Annotated in this window: 13 protein-coding genes; 8 read left to right on the top strand and 5 right to left on the bottom strand. The window is 61.2% G+C overall.

Annotated features, from left to right (window positions below; translation table 11 throughout):
• Positions 1 to 398: 398 nt before the first annotated feature.
• From ACE3TQ_RS00235 to ACE3TQ_RS00220, 4 genes are all read left to right on the top strand, one after another.
• The gene (locus ACE3TQ_RS00235) at positions 399 to 3155 is read left to right on the top strand and encodes a TonB-dependent receptor domain-containing protein (protein ID WP_374579878.1); all 2757 of its coding nucleotides are present in this window, start codon (positions 399 to 401) and stop codon (positions 3153 to 3155) included.
• A 72-nt stretch (positions 3156 to 3227) separates the two neighbouring features.
• Positions 3228 to 5222: an alpha/beta fold hydrolase gene (locus ACE3TQ_RS00230; RefSeq protein WP_374579877.1), complete on the top strand. Its 1995-nt coding sequence runs from the start codon at positions 3228 to 3230 to the stop codon at positions 5220 to 5222.
• Positions 5223 to 5437: 215 nt separating this feature from the next.
• Positions 5438 to 5614 carry a hypothetical protein gene (locus ACE3TQ_RS00225; RefSeq protein ID WP_374579876.1) on the top strand — a complete coding sequence of 59 codons (177 nt, stop codon included), beginning with the start codon at positions 5438 to 5440 and terminating at the stop codon, positions 5612 to 5614.
• 41 nt (positions 5615 to 5655) lie between these two features.
• The gene (locus tag ACE3TQ_RS00220; protein ID WP_374579875.1) at positions 5656 to 6768 is read left to right on the top strand and encodes a RimK family alpha-L-glutamate ligase; all 1113 of its coding nucleotides are present in this window, start codon (positions 5656 to 5658) and stop codon (positions 6766 to 6768) included.
• 44 nt (positions 6769 to 6812) lie between these two features.
• Here the strand turns inward: ACE3TQ_RS00220 and ACE3TQ_RS00215 are convergent, their stop codons facing one another.
• A complete protein-coding gene (locus tag ACE3TQ_RS00215; protein ID WP_374579874.1) occupies positions 6813 to 6962 on the bottom strand; it encodes a hypothetical protein in 150 nt (49 codons plus the stop codon).
• Positions 6963 to 7183: 221 nt separating this feature from the next.
• On the opposite strand from ACE3TQ_RS00215, the gene ACE3TQ_RS00210 reads away from it, so the two are divergent.
• Positions 7184 to 7366: a hypothetical protein gene (locus tag ACE3TQ_RS00210; protein WP_374579873.1), complete on the top strand. Its 183-nt coding sequence runs from the start codon at positions 7184 to 7186 to the stop codon at positions 7364 to 7366.
• Positions 7367 to 7402: 36 nt separating this feature from the next.
• On the opposite strand, the gene ACE3TQ_RS00205 is transcribed toward ACE3TQ_RS00210, so the two are convergent.
• Positions 7403 to 7576, bottom strand: coding sequence for a hypothetical protein (locus ACE3TQ_RS00205; RefSeq protein WP_374579872.1), 174 nt, complete (start codon positions 7574 to 7576; stop codon positions 7403 to 7405).
• Between the two features lie 203 nt (positions 7577 to 7779).
• Here ACE3TQ_RS00205 and ACE3TQ_RS00200 point away from each other — a divergent pair, with 203 nt between their 5' ends.
• Together ACE3TQ_RS00200 and ACE3TQ_RS00195 are read left to right on the top strand one after the other, a co-directional pair.
• On the top strand, positions 7780 to 7971 hold the full coding sequence (locus ACE3TQ_RS00200; RefSeq protein ID WP_374579871.1) for a hypothetical protein: 192 nt from the start codon (positions 7780 to 7782) through the stop codon (positions 7969 to 7971).
• A gap of 12 nt (positions 7972 to 7983) precedes the next feature.
• Positions 7984 to 8166 carry a hypothetical protein gene (locus tag ACE3TQ_RS00195; protein ID WP_374579870.1) on the top strand — a complete coding sequence of 61 codons (183 nt, stop codon included), beginning with the start codon at positions 7984 to 7986 and terminating at the stop codon, positions 8164 to 8166.
• 7 nt (positions 8167 to 8173) lie between these two features.
• Here the strand turns inward: ACE3TQ_RS00195 and ACE3TQ_RS00190 are convergent, their stop codons facing one another.
• On the bottom strand, positions 8174 to 9145 hold the full coding sequence (locus ACE3TQ_RS00190; protein ID WP_374579869.1) for a helix-turn-helix transcriptional regulator: 972 nt from the start codon (positions 9143 to 9145) through the stop codon (positions 8174 to 8176).
• A gap of 89 nt (positions 9146 to 9234) precedes the next feature.
• Here ACE3TQ_RS00190 and ACE3TQ_RS00185 point away from each other — a divergent pair, with 89 nt between their 5' ends.
• The gene (locus ACE3TQ_RS00185) at positions 9235 to 9789 is read left to right on the top strand and encodes a glutathione S-transferase family protein (protein WP_374579868.1); all 555 of its coding nucleotides are present in this window, start codon (positions 9235 to 9237) and stop codon (positions 9787 to 9789) included.
• Between the two features lie 79 nt (positions 9790 to 9868).
• Here the strand turns inward: ACE3TQ_RS00185 and ACE3TQ_RS00180 are convergent, their stop codons facing one another.
• Both ACE3TQ_RS00180 and glnE read right to left on the bottom strand, forming a co-directional pair.
• A complete protein-coding gene (locus ACE3TQ_RS00180; RefSeq protein WP_374579867.1) occupies positions 9869 to 12718 on the bottom strand; it encodes a TonB-dependent receptor plug domain-containing protein in 2850 nt (949 codons plus the stop codon).
• A 116-nt stretch (positions 12719 to 12834) separates the two neighbouring features.
• Positions 12835 to 15576 (bottom strand): bifunctional [glutamate--ammonia ligase]-adenylyl-L-tyrosine phosphorylase/[glutamate--ammonia-ligase] adenylyltransferase, encoded by a 2742-nt coding sequence (gene glnE, locus ACE3TQ_RS00175; protein WP_374579866.1) that lies wholly within the window; start codon positions 15574 to 15576, stop codon positions 12835 to 12837.
• Positions 15577 to 15596: the final 20 nt, after the last annotated feature.

The raw sequence follows: 15596 nt of genomic DNA, 5'->3' as shown, positions 1-15596 counted from the left end.
GGCTTCCTGCTGGTTACATTTTATTTATGCGCCTTAATAAAAATTATTACTTTCAATTGTCGTAAATTGTAACGAATATTAATTAGTTAATGCTTGCGGGCGGGCTGGCCGAATAAGATTGCCTGCGGCCCGGGCGGGGGTGTGGGCACCGGCAGGCATGGCTGCGAAAGCCGCTCTTCGTGTATCTTTCATTTGTCGAAGTACTGTTGTAATTTGTCAACGCAAACGGACAAGATTGTTCATATGCCAAATATTCTCTTTTGAAAAAGGTAACGATATGTAAAACTCCTTATCTGCTGCTCAATGAAATCATATTGCAAGGGCAGCGTGATAATCGTTCTAGGGAGAATGTGTTGAAAAAGAAATACGTATTGAAACCTTGCGTTGTCGCAGTTGCTATGACCCTGGTGGGTCCTGTTGCACTGGCGCAAACCCAGGCTCCAGCCGCTCAGCCTGCGGTGCAAAAAGTTATCGTTACCGGTTCCAACATCAAGCGCGGCATCGATGAGCAGACTGCATCCCCAGTGCAAGTCCTGAGCCGCGAAGAGATCAAAGCCACCGGTGCTTCGACCGTCCGCGAAATCCTGGACACCATTACCTCGTCCAACCAGAGCACGCTGAGCGACCTGACCAGCGGCAACTCCTTCTCCTCCGGCGCAACCGGCGTGGGCCTGCGTAACCTGGGCAAGGGTTCGACCCTGACCCTGGTGAACGGCCGCCGCATGCCTAACTTTGGTACCGCGGATGGCGGTCGTGTCACCTTCGTGAACATCGACTCGATCCCAACCGAAGTGATCGAACGCGTTGAAGTCCTGCTGGACGGCGCATCGGCAATTTACGGCTCCGACGCTGTTGCCGGTGTGATCAATATCATCACCAAGAAAGACTACAACGGCCTGGTCGTGAAGGCTGGCGCGCGCCAGAACCTGAACAAGAGCGACCTGGACCGCGACCAGACCGCGTCCATCACCGGCGGTATCGGCGACTTCAACGCCGACGGCTGGAACGTCTACGGTAACCTGGAACTGTACCATCGCAATCCGTACACCGACCGTGCGGTGCTGAACCAGTTCCCTGACTGGTACTTCGTCGTGAACCCATCGACCGGTGTCCGCTCGACCTACTCGACCCCGGGTAACTACATCGGCCGCTACCCAGCGAACTACCCAGATCCAAAGCTGGCTGGCACCGCGATCTCCACCCCGGCACCTGGTTGCAAACCTGAAAACCTGGAAGGCGGCCTGTGCCGTTTCGACCAGTGGGATCGTGTTGGTATCCACGCCGAAGCTGACCGTGTCAACTTCATGAGCAGTGGCCGTCTGAAGATCGACGACAACCTGACCGCTTTCGCCGAAGTCCAGCTGTCCGACACCAAGAGCACCTTCTACAACGCGCCGGCCATCATGCAGTACACCGGCACGCCTAGCCGTTGGTACAACGCCACCGAGCGCCGCCTGGAGTTCTTCACTGAGCCAATGCTGCCTGCGGGCCACCCATACAACCCGTACAGCTTCCCGATCCAGCTGCGTTACCGCTACGCTGACAACCTCGATATGTACAAGTCGGAAGCTACCGCACGCCAGTACCGTGCGATGGCAGGCCTGGAAGGCACCCACTTCGGTTGGGACTGGAACAGCGCGATCGGCATCATGTCCAACCGTTCGGAAACCAAACAGCGCGGCACCAAGCACGCCAAGAACTACCTGGACGCTGTCCTGAGCGGCGCCTACAAGTTCGGCCAGGTTAACGATGAAGCCCTGCTGCTGAAGATGTTCCCGAAATTCGGCTTCCTGGGTGAGTCCAAGCAATCGTTCATCGATATCCGTGCTTCGCGCGAACTGATGCAACTGTCCGGTGGCCCGCTGTCGCTGGCTGTGGGTGGTGAATACCGCCGCGACTCCTTCGAGTCCTGGGTTTCGGACAACGTGAAGAACGCCGAACTGGTGGGCTACGGTTCCATCGCAGTGACCGGCTCGCGCAATATCTATTCGGCCTACGCTGAATTGGCTGCGCCGGTCATCAAGGACCTGGAACTGAACGGCGCGGTGCGCTTCGATAAAGTCGGTTCGACCGATGCCAACTTCGTACCTAAGCTGGCTGCCCGTTACCAACTGCACCCAACCCTGTTGGTGCGTGGTACCGTGTCGCAGGGCTTCCGTGCACCGAACGCTGCTGAAACCGGTAAGGTCTCCCTGTCGGCCTTCAACAACGGCATCCAGGATCCGAAGCGTTGCGCTATCGCTACCCAGCTGTTCAATGAGCTGAACAAGGGCAACGCGCTGGACAAGGCAGATGCGCTGCGCGCTCGTGATGCTGGCGGCTGCGCGGCCAGCGCTGCTGTGGATGTGGCCGGCAATCCAGACCTGGCGCCGGAAAAATCGCGCTCCGTGAACGCAGGTACCGTGTGGCAGCCGACCAAGGACCTGTCCATGAGCCTGGATTACTACCGCATCGAACGCCGTGACGAAATCGGCACCCGCGATGTGTCGCAGATCCTGGCTACCGAAGACCAGATCCCAGGTTCCGTTCAGCGTATGGCCGTGACCGATGACGACCGCCGCATGTCCGACCGCGTCTTCGAACTGACCGGCAAGCGTATTTCGCACACCACCGGTCCGATTTCGGCGATTTCGAAGTCTTACCAGAACCTGAACCGTACCAAGGTTTCCGGCCTGGACTTCGAACTGAACCACCGCATCAACCTGGGTTCCTACGGTAAGGTCATCAACACCCTGCGCGCGAACTACCAGCTGGACCTGCGTGGCTGGGACACCGTGACCGATACCTACACCGAAAACCTGGTGGGTAACTACGACAACGCCAAGTATCGCCTGCGCTTCTCGTCCCAGTGGAGCAACGGCCCATACAAGGCTGGCGCCACTGTGACGTACACGCCGGCGACCCTGTTGATCGACGACAAGTACGACGAGCAGAACACTGTGGAAGGTTGCGAGGCTCGTGGCTATCCTGCGGAATACTGCACCGTCAACCGCGACGTACTGGTGAATGTGAACGCTGCGTACACCCTGATGAAGAACACGACCTTCTACGCCAACGTGGACAACGTGTTCAACCGCAAGCCAGTGCTGGACATCCGTGGCCTCGAGCCGCGCCGTGGCCGCGTACTGCGCGTGCAGATCGAGCACAAGTTCTGATTCAACTGAACTTGTTGTGACAAATCCCCGCTCTCGAGCGGGGATTTTTTCTTCTACTTGATGAAAGACACTATGAAACGATTGCTCTTGCCCGGCCTGGTCGCGTTGGCACTGTCGTTGCCGGCTTTCGCCGCTGACACGCCGCCAACGGTGATTATCAAGGCGCCGGCTGCGGACCTGCCGGTGTCGGCGTTTTTTGAGCACGCAGCATTCAGTGATGCTGGCCTGTCGCCAGATGGGCGCACCGTCGCCATGCGCTATGCCCCAAACGGCGGCCGTATGCGCTTGGCAGTAATGGATGTTAAGACCAACAAGATCGACGTGATCGTGGGGCCCAGCGATGCAGACGTTGTGAGTTTTAGCTGGGTCAACGAAAACCGCCTGGTGTTCAGCCTCGGTGACCGTACCGTAGGCGATGGCGAGCAGCGCCTCGGCCCTGGCCTATATGCCGTCAACCGTGATGGGACAGGCATGCGCCAGCTGATCAGCCGCAAATACCTGACCGATGAATCGAACAAGAACCTGCTGCAGCCGAACCATCAGTTCTTCGCCGTCGCCGGCAAGCGCGATTCGGATGATGTGTTCGTACTGAATGCGACCTATCGCAACGATGACCTGGAAGCGGTCAACCTGCTGCGTCTGAACACACGCACCGGTCGTGCAATCACCGTGACGCGCCCGCCGCGCGTCATGCAGTGGTACCTGGACCAGAACGGCGAGCCGCGCCTGACCGCGAGCCAGGAAGGCCCGGAAACCATCATCAATTACCTCGATCCCGAGACCGGCAAATGGCGCCCGATCACCCGCTTCGACAGCTGGAGCGGCAAGAACAGCTTCATGCCGCAAAAGTTCGGTCCGGATGGCACGCTGTACGTGGCCACCGAGAACGGCCAGGACAAGCGCGCGCTGTACGCCTTCGACCTGAAGAGCGGCAAATTGTCGGCAGAGCCAATGGTAGTGCTGCCTGAGCACGATTTCGAAGGTGGCCTGGTTACCACCGACGACAAGCTGCTGGGTGTAATCACGCAGGGGGAAACGGCGGCCAGCCATTGGTTTGACCCGCAAATGCAGGCAGCCCAGGCCGACATCGACGCGCGCCTGCCGGATGCTGCAAATCTGATCAGCGTGGCGCAGCGCTCGAAAGAGGGCGTGGTACTGGTACGCTCGTTCTCCGACACGTCCGCCGGCACGCTGTACCTGTACAACTTGCAAAGCAAGGAGCTTGTCCTGTTCGGCAAAGCGTCGCAGCGCCTCGACCCAGCACGCATGTCGTACAAACACCCGGTGAAATACACGGCACGCGACGGCTTGCCGATCCCCGCCTACCTGACCTTGCCGAAAGGTGTGGCGCCGAAGAACCTGCCGCTGGTGGTGCTGGTGCACGGCGGCCCATCGGTACGCGGCGGTTACTGGGGCTTCGACCCGCAAGTGCAGTTCCTGGCCTCGCGCGGCTATGCCGTGCTGGAACCGGATTTCCGCGGCAGCAAGGGTTACGGCCGCAAGCATGAGATGGCCGGCTGGCGCCAGTGGGGCCTGGCCATGCAGAACGATGTGGCCGATGGCGCGAAGTGGGCCGCAGCCAAGGGCTTTGCCGATCCGAAGCGCATCTGTATCGCGGGCGCTAGCTATGGTGGCTACGCCACCCTGATGGGCCTGATCAACGATCCGGATATCTTCAAATGCGGCGTGAGCTGGGTCGGCGTGACCGATATCAACCTGTTGTATTCGGTGACCTGGGGCGATATGTCGGAAGAAGCGCGCAAGTACCAGCTGCCGCTGTGGATCGGCGACCGCGAGAAAGACGCGGCCCAGCTGAAAGCCACCTCGCCGATTGAGCAGGCGGCGCGCATCAAGCGTCCGCTGATTGTCGCTTACGGCGGCGCTGACAACCGCGTGCCGATCGTGCACGGCACCAAGTTCTATTCCGCCGTGAAGAGTCACAACCCGGATGTGGAATGGATCGAGTACGTCGATGAAGGCCACGGCTGGCGCAGCGTGAAGACCAATGTCGACTTCTGGAGCCGCGTTGAGACCTTCCTCAACAAACACATCGGTGCCGCTCAGTAAAAGCGACGAAGCAGTTGCCATGTGCTTGTCCGCGCACGGCGACTGCATGTACTCAAGCGCAACTGATGAGTTGGCGGAAAAGAGTTGCAATTAATTGTTTTTTACGTAATATTGTAAGTTATAAATTTGGCATTTTCTGTTTATGCACGCTTTGTCCGGCCGGCGTGTTATGCGCAGCAAAAAGGCTGGCTTATTCCTTATGTATTGGAGCGAAAATGGAGTTTGTACAACGCATTATCGGCAAAATCGTTGGCGAAGAATTCAAAGCGGAAGAGCTGGAAATGGTTACCGGCGGGGGCCGTGGCGATATCATCTGCATGATTCCTAACACGACTGTGACCGCCACTGGCCCGAACTCGGTGGATAACTGCGACCCTAAAAACTGGGATTAATTCTGTTTCGGCGTCCCGGGGGACTTCCCCGGGCTGTGATCATGCCCCGGATTTTGATAGTTTCGGCAGCCGCCGATACCCATGCCCAAGCCGTTTGCTGGGGGCTGCGCCAAATTGGCCACGAGCCCGTCTATTGGTCATGGTCCACCTTTCCAAAACGCGACACCATTTCCTACAAAATTGGCCCAGGCGCGCCTGCCCGCGTGGAGATGGATATTGACGATGCGATGCAAACTGGACCATTTGACGTAGTGTGGATGCGCCGGCTGGAGCGCCCCAGGCCGATGCCGGGCGCACACCCCGACGATTTGAAGGTCATCGCGGACGAATCCAAGGTATTTCTCGAAGGTATTTTGCCAGGCTTGGGACATGCCGGTACACGTTGGGTGAATGATCCAATTGCCGATCAGGCCAGTGAGCGCAAACCGTACCAGCTTGCCGTTGCGGCCAGACTTGGTTTCCGCATTCCTGATACATTGATCAGCAATAATCCGGCTGAGATCCGTAGCTTCTACGCCAAGCACGGCGGCCGCATCATCCATAAAGCCATGGGGTTGCCAATCTGGGATAACGCCGATGGCTCGCGCACAAGCTCCCGCACCAGCTTGCTGAGTGATGCGCATTTGGCGCATGACTATCCGTTTCGCGCCTGCCCGGCTATTTACCAGGAGCTGCTCGACAAGGCGTATGAGTTGCGGGTTACCGTGATGGGTAAGCGGGTACTGGCTGGCGTCATCGATAGCCAACGTGACGGAGCGACAGTCGATTGGCGCTATGAGGGCGGACGTGGTATCGATAATTTGCGTAGCATCCAGCTCGAGCCAGACTTGGAGCGGCGTTGCATCGCCTTGTGCCGCGCACTGGGACTTTCATACGGTTCCATCGACCTGGTCGCGTTGAAACAAGGTGAAATTGTGTTTTTGGAAGTGAATTGCGCGGGCCAATTCCTGTTCAAGGAAGTTGCAGATCCCGAAATGCCTATGTTGGACAGTTTTTGCCGTTTCCTGGCCGGGGATGAAGCGCGTGAATTCCCGCAGCTTCGCTTCGAAGACTTCCTGCAATCGGATGCCATGCCGGCCCTGGCGGCCGCTTATGAGGAAATGGCGCATGAAAAACGGCGCCAGCGTGCACAGAAGCTCGCCGCCAATAAATAGTAAGAGATATGACCGATTGCTTGTAAAAGGCGCGCCTTTTCTGTTTACATATCGCAGCCGATGCGATGGCCGTAGATGCAGGCGTTCTTGTCGCCGGCATCGCACTTCCAATATAGCTCAACGCACGTTGCAGGATCGGGCGCTGCGAAGGTGGAGAAGCTCACGCCGGCTGCCATGCCAAACGCCAGAATCATGCACGCTTTCTTCAGTTTCTTCATTTGCTAACTCGCTTTCTGGTTGAGGGAGCGTACAGGTTAGCAGGGTTGTGACTTGGCTTATATTATTCTTCAGATTAAATAGTCACCAATATTCACATAAAAATAAGGTTGACTGGTTGATATATCTCTATGTAAATTGACTGTGCGAAATTATTCGCGGAGACAATCCTAGATAATATTAATTTGAAAGGGAGTTTATGCTGAAGTATAAGAAAGCGATCGCGATTGCCCTGTTCGGTATTGGGCTGGGCGCATCGGCCAGTGCCATGGCGCGCGCCGGCCTGGAGACTTGCCGAATGTGGATGCAGCAATGCGACGCCGGAGATGAGGAAGCCTGCGAACTCTACGAGCGCCAGGATTGCTGGTGGTGGCACCTTTGACCAGGGAGGGCGCGCCAGGTGGCGCGCCTTTTGCCCTTACATGTCGCAGCCGATGCGTTTGCCGTACACACAGGCGTTGAAATCGCCATCGTTGCAGGCAACGATCAGCTTGTAGCAAGTGCGCGGATCGGGCGCGGCATAGGTCGAGAAGCTTGCCCCCGCTGCCAGGCCAAACGCCAGCACCATCCACGCTTTTTTCAGTTTGCTCATTTGCTGTCTCACTTTATGGGTTAAGGGAGCGCTCAGGCTAGCAGCCCTGGTGTCCAGCCCAAACAGTTTTCTGCATTAAATAGTCACTAATCTTCACATTAAGTTAATGTTGACCAATCAGTATATTTTTATGAGAATGATTCACGCGGTTTTTGAATCGCGCAGGCCATCCTAGATAATATTAATTTGAAAGGGACGTTGAAATGCTGAAGTTTAAGAAAGCAATTGCTGTGGTGCTGTTCGGTATTGGCGCGGGGGCTTCGATGACGGCCATGGCCATCCCCAGCTATGAGACTTGCTATGGCTATCGTGAAGCTTGCGTCTTCAATGGCGATGAAGAGGCTTGCGCGCTGTTCGACGCCAGCCGCTGCAACCGCTACGTCTATCCGTTCTAAGGAGGGCGCGCAATGCCGAAGCTGAAAAAAGCAATTGCCCTGGCCCTGTTCGCCATCGGCGCCGGCGCTGCCGCGACCGCAATGGCCGGTTCCAGCTATGAGGAATGCCTGGCCTACCAGCAGCAATGCAATGAAGGCGATGTGCGTTCCTGCATGGACTTCGACCAGTTCCGCTGCTGGCGCTGGGATCTCTGATCCGCCGCTAGATCTCAGCCAGGCGCGCCAGGCGGCGCGCCTCTTCCTGCACTGCGGCCCGCAACTCTGGCGGGCCCTCAATCGTAAAGTCGAAATTGAACGAGGCCAGCAGCCGTGCGAACCAGCTGTAGCTGGTCGTCGTGGTCGCCAGCCGTACACCGCCTTCAGTCTCCACCAGCGGACCGATGTAGCGGCCCACCTCGCGCGCGGCGCTGGCCAGGTCTGTGTGCAGCAGCACTTGCACCGGTAAGGGCCGCGGCAAGGTTGCCAGCGCGTGCTGCAGTTGCGCGGCGGCGTCGAAGTTATCCGGCTTCTCGAAGGCGATGCCGGTTTCCGCCACCTCCGCGATGCGGTCCAGCCGGAACGAGCGGATTGCCAGGCGCAGGCGGCACATGCCCACCACGTACCAGCGCGTGTGGCTGAACACCAGGCCGTAGGGATCGAATTCTCGCTGCATCGACTCGCCATCCTGCGGCGTGTAGCGGAAACGTACCCGGTGCTGGGTCTGCGCCGCCAGGGCCAGCGCGGTCAGCTCGCCCGTCAGGGCGGGGCGCGCGGTGCCGGCGTGGGCCCAGCGCTGCTCGGGCGTGTCGAGCACCGCCGTCTCACGCAGCGCCTGCACGCTGCCCTGCAGGGCGGGCGGCATCACACGTTCCAGTTTGGCCTGGGCGCTGGCCACGGCGGGCGCGGTGTCGGCCAGGCGCAGCGCGCGCACGGCCATCAGGCCCAGCGCCACGGCGGACGCTTCGTCATTGGTGAACATCAGGGGCGGCAGCTTGAAGCCGGGTACCAGCATATAGCCGCCATAGCGCCCGCGCTCGGCGGTGATGGGAATGCCGAGCTCTTCCAGCATGGCGATATAGCGGCGCAGGGTGCGGCGGTCGATGCCCAGCCGCTGCGACAGGTCGGCGCCGGAAATCTGGCGCTGGCTTTGCAGCAGTTCGAGGATGGACAGGGCTTTGATTGCTGGTTTCGACATGATGCTGCCATTTTTACATGGAAACAGGGCGGATATTGTCCTATATTGCGGCGAGAATGCCTCATCCCCCACAAGAACAAGAGGCAAATATGGAAACCATCCTGTACCACGGCACGCCCTCTGGCTGCACCTTCGGCATCATTGTCGCGCTTGAATGGCTATGCCGGCCGTACCGCCTGGTGCAGGTCGAGCTGCCGGGCATCCCAGTGCCAGCGCTGCAAAGCGGCGGCAAGCTGCTGAGTGATTGCCGCGCCATCCTGCGCCACATCGGCCAGCAGCGCCGCTGCCTGCTTGGCTACCGCAGCGGCACGGCGGAGGCGCGCAAGCTCGACACTTTGCTGGACTACCTGCACGAGAGCTTCGATAGCGGCCAGGCCCGCATGGCGCTGGCTTGCGCCACGCTGGATGAAATGCTGGGCGGCCAGGAGTGGCTGGATGGCAGCAAGCGCACCGTGGCCGACGCCTGCCTGGTGGCGGTGGTGCGCTGGGCACAGCGTGAAGCTGGGCTGGAGCTGGGCGCATATCCGGCTTTGCAGCGCCACGTGGGCGAGCTGCACGCCGACCCGGCCGTCTTCTTTGCCGACGCGATTGAGACGCAGCGGCCAGCGGTGAGCAGCGGCCGCTACCTGGGAAAAGCAGCGTAAAAAAAATGGGGACGTACCCCATTTTCCGCTGGGCGGAAAAATGGGGTACGTCCCCATTTTTTCCGCCCTTGGGCTGTCGTTACTTGAAGCGGTACTCGGCGGTGACGCGGATGCGGCGGCCGGCGACGTCGTCCAGGTTTTGCGGGATGGTGCCGCCGGCGCTGTTGAACCCTTTCAGGTCCAGCGGTGGGCGCTGGTCGAACACGTTGCGTACGTTCAGCGACAAGGTCAGGTTCTTGATGCCGTTGTAGCTGAGGTTGTAGTCCCAGCGTACTTCCGAACCCACGCGGCAAACACCCGGACCCCAGTCATTGGCGGCGCAGCCTTCCTTGGTGTACTCCTCGTCGTAGTAGTCGCCTTGCAGCTTTTGCGGGCTGAAGTAAACCAGGCGCATGCTGTTGGTAAAGGCGCCGGTGGTCAGCGCACCCAGCAGGTTGGCGGTGAACTTGGAGTAGCCGTAGCGCCCGGCCAGGTTGTCGCCCCAGCTGCCGCCATTGCGGGTCGCGGCAAAGTTGCGCAGGTCGAGCAGGTAGGTGCCGTTGCCGTTCACGTCCAGGCGGCCGAATGGCAGCGAGAAGCGCGAGGCGATGGCCAGGTCGACGCCGCTGGTGCGGGTTTTCGAGACGTTCTCGAACATGCCCTCGGTCGACTCCAGCGGGCCAACTGTCACGCCGTACTTGGCGCGCTCCTCGGCGGTGAAGGACTTGTCCTGGCTGACAGGCAGGCGCTTGACGAATTTATCCCCCACAGGAAGCTCGGACGCCAGCAGCTCGGATGTGCTCTTGGTGTTGATTTCGTTCTTGCGCTCGATGCGGAAGTAGTCCATCGCGAACGATGTGCCTTTGACCGGTTCGATCACGAAACCAACAGTGCCGCTGCGCGAGGTTTCCGGCTTCAGGTCGGGGTTGTTGCGCACGATCGAGGCCACGCCGGCGGCGCACTCATTGTTTTCGACAATGTCGGCACGGGCCAGCAGCAGCGCCACGTTGGGGTCGCTGCCTGGCAGGGCTTCGGCCTGGGCACGCAGGTCGCCGGCCAGGGCTTGCGCCTGGTCGCAGCGTTTCGGATCGACCACGCTGTTGCTGAAGGCGAACTTGGTGGACGGCGCGCTCTCGGTCAGGTTGGGGGCGCGGAAGCCGGATTCCAGCGTGGCGCGCAGCAGGAAGTTGTCGGCCGCTTGCCAGCGTGCCGCAATCTTCGGCGATACCCGGCCGTCGAAACCAGGGAATTTGTCGAAGCGCGCGGCACCGATCAGTTCCAGTTTCTCCAGCACTGGTGCGCTGACTTCGGCGAACAGCGATTCATTGGTGCGGCTGGCGTCAGCGGAAGAGGCGCCATTGCTGACGATGTCGCCGGCCAGCAGGTTGGCGGTCGGCATGATGCGGATCTTCTCGTGGCGCACGTCGCCGCCTACTGCTGCCATGACCGGGCGGCCGCCGATGTTGCCGACCTGGCCGCTGGCTTTCAGGTCGATGAAGGTTTGCGTGACCTTGCCATCGTAGCCATTCTCAGGGAACAGCTTATTGATCACTTCGGGCGAGTTGATCTGGCCCAGCTTGTAGGCGCGGTTGAAGAACAGCGGGTCGTCGATATTGTAGTCGCCGATCACTTCTTTAAAGCCGCTGTCGCTGAAGAAGCCGCCGCGGCTGCGGTCCTTGGTCTTGCCGCCCATGATGCCCAGCGCGGCTTCCCACTCCCACTGGTTGGCCAGCGAGCCTTTCAGGCCGGTCAGGGCGCGGTACTGGTCGCTGGTGGATTTGCGGTAGGACGGGTCATCCAGGAAGCGGTAGCGCAGCTCAAGCTCTTCACCGCTGGTGTTCAGCGGGTGGGTCGCCGGCAGGCCGCGGTAAATGAAGGTGCGTCCCTTACCGGTGCTGGGGTCACCCCACACGGCATTGCTCGTATTCGAGCCATAGGTGTTGAAGGCGCCGTTGTAATCGGTGGTGGTGTGCGAATACAGCAGCTCGGCGAACGCCTCGGTGCTTTCGTTGACCTTGAAGCGGGCCGAGACCAGGCTGTTGACGCGTTCGGCGGCCGGGGTGGCCTGGAAGCGGCTGAAGCGGTCGTACACGCACAGGCCGCCGGCATTCTTGGTGGCGCAGCCGGGCAGCGGGCCCTGGCCGATCAGGTTGCCGGGGAAGCTGAAGGTCGACGGGGTGCCGCGGTTGCCGAACATCAGGCCGCTACCGGGGGCGACGGTGCCGAAGTACTCGCCGTAGGTCGGGTTGATGTCATCCACCACTTCGCGCCAGAACAGGTCGTTGCGCTTGAAGTATTCGACGTTGGCGAGGACATTGAAGCGGTCGGTGTCGAGGTCGCCGAAACCGCCGGTGACGCTGACCGTGCCGTTGCGGATGCTCTTCTGTTCGACCGAGCGGTTGAAGCTGCCGCTCACCGTCAGGCCGCGGTAGTCGGAGCGGGTGATGACGTTGATGACGCCGGCCACGGCATCCGAACCGTAGATCGAGGAGCCGCCATTGCGCAGGATCTCGACGCGCTCCACCGCATCGAGCGGCAGGGTGTCGAGGTTGGTGAACACTTCGTTGTAATCGGCCAGCGGGTAGGGCGCGACGCGGCGCGAGTTCAGCAGTACCAGGGTCGATTGTTTGCCGAGCGCGCGCAGCGACACCGACGAGGCACCGCCGGCGAAGGAGTTGCTGCCGCCGTCGTCGGACAGGGCCGAGCGGTCGGACGAGGTCAGGGTGTCCATCAGTTCTTTGACCGAGCTGACGCCCAGGCGTTTGATGTCCTGCGCCCGGATCGTTTGCACCGGCGACGAGGTTTCACTCTCGATTCGGGCAATATTGGAGCCGGTAACGACGACTTTGGGGATGGGTTTTTCGGTGGCTTCCTGTGCGAGCACAAGAGGTGTTACTGGCAGCGTCAATGCAACTGCGATGACGCTGCGTTTCAGCACGATTCGCTTCACTATGCTTCTCCCATTTAGATATGACAAAAAACGTGGTCGTGCGTGCAAGGCACGGCCCGTAAGCTTTCAATCTAAAGGAGGGCATTACAAATTCAATAATTTTGCGCAAAAAATAGCTAAACTAATCGGCTTTCTGTTGTAAAAAATATACATTTCCAAAGCAAGCGTACGTTTTCCGCGTGCGCGGCCGCTTTCTCCGGCGCGACGCGCGACTGGTCCTGGCCTTGCAGGCGCAGCTGGTGCTGCCAGCGCCGCATGTCGCGGTAGGCGTCGGCCACGGCGCCCGCCAGGACCGGGTCCACCAGTCCCAGCTGGCCAGCCAGGTGCAACAGGGCGATGTTGCCGATATTGCCGGTCAGCTCGGGATACCGGGCCGCGTGCTGCAGCACCAGGTACTGCACGATGAACTCGATGTCGATCATGCCGCCCTCATCCTGCTTGAGGTCGAACAGCGCGCTGCGGTTGGGGCGGGCGTCGCGCATCTTCTGGCGCATGGCCAGCACTTCCTGTTTCAGCGCGGCGCTGTCGGGGCGCTCCTTGCGCAGCACCTGGCAGCGGATCTGTTCGAAGCGCTGGCCGATGGCGGCGTCGCCGGCGCAGAAGCGGGCGCGGGTCAGGGCCTGGTGTTCCCACAGCCAGGCCGAGGTGTGCTGGTATTTTTCGAACGAGGCCACGCTGGACACCAGCATGCCGCTGGCGCCATCCGGCCGCAGCGCGGTGTCGATGTCGAACAGGATGCCGGCCGAGGTGTGCGAGGTCATCCAGGTGATGAAGCGCTGCGCCAGCTTGGCGTACAGGCCGGGCGCGTCCTGGTCCTCGTCGTCGAACAGGAAGATGACGTCGAGGTCGGACACATAGCCCAGTTCCTTGCCGCCCAGCTTGCCATACGCGATGACGGCGAATTTCGGCACCTCGATGTGGCGTTTGGCCACCGTCTGCCAGGCCGCCTTGACCACCGCCGCCACGATCACGTCGGCCAGCGCCGACAAGTGGTCGGCCAGTTTTTCCACCGTCAGTGAACCGGCCAGGTCCTGCGCCAGCAGGTGGAACAGCTGGGCGTGGTGCACCTCGCGCAGGATGTCGAGCTGGCGCTCGGTATCGCCGGGCGCGGTGGCCAGCTGGCGCTCCAGTTCGGCGGCCGCGGCAGCCGGGTCGAAGGTGGCGCTCAGGATGCGGTCGTCCAGCAGTTCATCGAGCAGGATCGGGTGCTGGGTCAGGAATTTGGCGGCCCAGCCGCTGGCGTGCATCATGGTGATCACGCGTTCCAGCGTGTGCGGGTATTCGGTCAGCAGCGACAGGTAGGAGGAGCGGCGCGAAATCGCTTCCAGGAAGTCGAGCAGGCGGCCCAGGGTGCCGAGCTGGGTGCCGGCGCTGTTGCGCTCGGCCGCGCGCGCGATCTGCGGCAGGGCGGCGTTGACCAGGGCCACCAGGCGCTGGCGGCTGGCGTCGGGCAGGCTGGCCAGCTTGGGCGCCTGCCAGGTGGCGATCAGGCGCTGGGCGGCGGCGGCCGGGTCTTCGTAGCCCAGGCTGGCAAAGCGCGCCTCGATCGCTTCCCGGTTGTCGGGGTCGGCGCATTCGTTGCTGGTGGCGGGGTCGACTTCTTCGCTGCCGTTGCCGCTCTTGTCGGCGAAGATGGCGTCGAACTGTTCGGCCACATACTGGCGGTGGGCGTCCATGTCGGCCATCAGCGTGGCCACGTCGGGCAGGCCCATCATCTGCGCCACGGCCAGGCGGTCGGCCTCGCTGGCCGGCAGGGTATGGGTCTGGGCGTCGTCGATGTACTGCAGGCGGTGCTCCAGGTTGCGCAGGAAGGTGTAGGCGTCCAGCAGGCGCGCCACCACGTCGGCGCCCAGCAAGCCCTTGTCCGGCAGCAGGCGCAGCGTGCCGCGCGTGGAACGGCCGCGCAGCTGCGGGTCGCGCCCGCCGCGGATCAGCTGGAACACCTGCGCCAGGAATTCGATTTCGCGGATGCCGCCGCGCCCCAGCTTGACGTTGTGGCTGCGCTCCGGGTGCAGGCGCTCCTGGCGCGCCACTTCGGCGCGGATCTGGGCGTGCATGGAGCGGATGGCGTCGATCACGCCGAAGTCGAGGTAGCGGCGGAAGCAGAACGGCCGCACGATCGCGTCCAGCGCTGCGATGTCCTCGGCGCGGCCGGTCACGGCGCGCGCCTTGACCCAGGCGTAGCGCTCCCATTCGCGGCCCTGCACGATCAGGTAGTTCTCCACCATGCCCAGGCTGGCCGCCAGCGGGCCGGAGGCGCCGTTCGGGCGCAGCGCCATGTCGACGCGGAAGGTGAAGCCGTCCTCGGTGATTTCGGCGATGGCGGCGATCAGCTGCTTGCCCAGCCGCACAAAGTATTCGTGGTTGGAGAGCTGGCGCTGGCCCGGGCCGGCCGCCGTTTCGCCATCTTCCGGGTAGACGAAGATCAGGTCGATGTCGGACGAAACGTTGAGTTCGCCGCCGCCGCCTTTGCCCATCGACAGCACCATCAGCTGCTGCTCCGCGCCGGACTCGTGGCCGATCGGCACGCCATGGTTGGCGCGCATGGCCGCGTCCAGCTCGGCCAGGTGGCGCGTGATGGCGAAATCGGCCAGGCGCGTCATGGTGGTGACCACCTCGTCCAGGTCGGCTTTGCCCTCCAGGTCGCGCCGGATCAGCGTGGCCAGCACCAGGTTGCGCAGGCGGCGCATGCCGCGCTGCAGCGGCAGGTCACCCTGTTCACTTGCCAAAACATCAGCAAAATCCAGCGAGGCAAGCGATAATTGCGCCAAGGAATCAACCTTAGCCTGGCGGGATGGATCGGCGGCCAGCCAGCGCTGGTAGAAGCGGGAAGCGGAAACGAGGGCGGAAGGGCTCATTGACAGGTGTGAGAGAGTGT

This window comes from Pseudoduganella sp. (genome assembly GCF_041914865.1).
Classification (GTDB): Bacteria; Pseudomonadota; Gammaproteobacteria; order Burkholderiales; family Burkholderiaceae_D; genus Rugamonas.
This window is presented reverse-complemented; position numbering and strand designations above follow the sequence as displayed.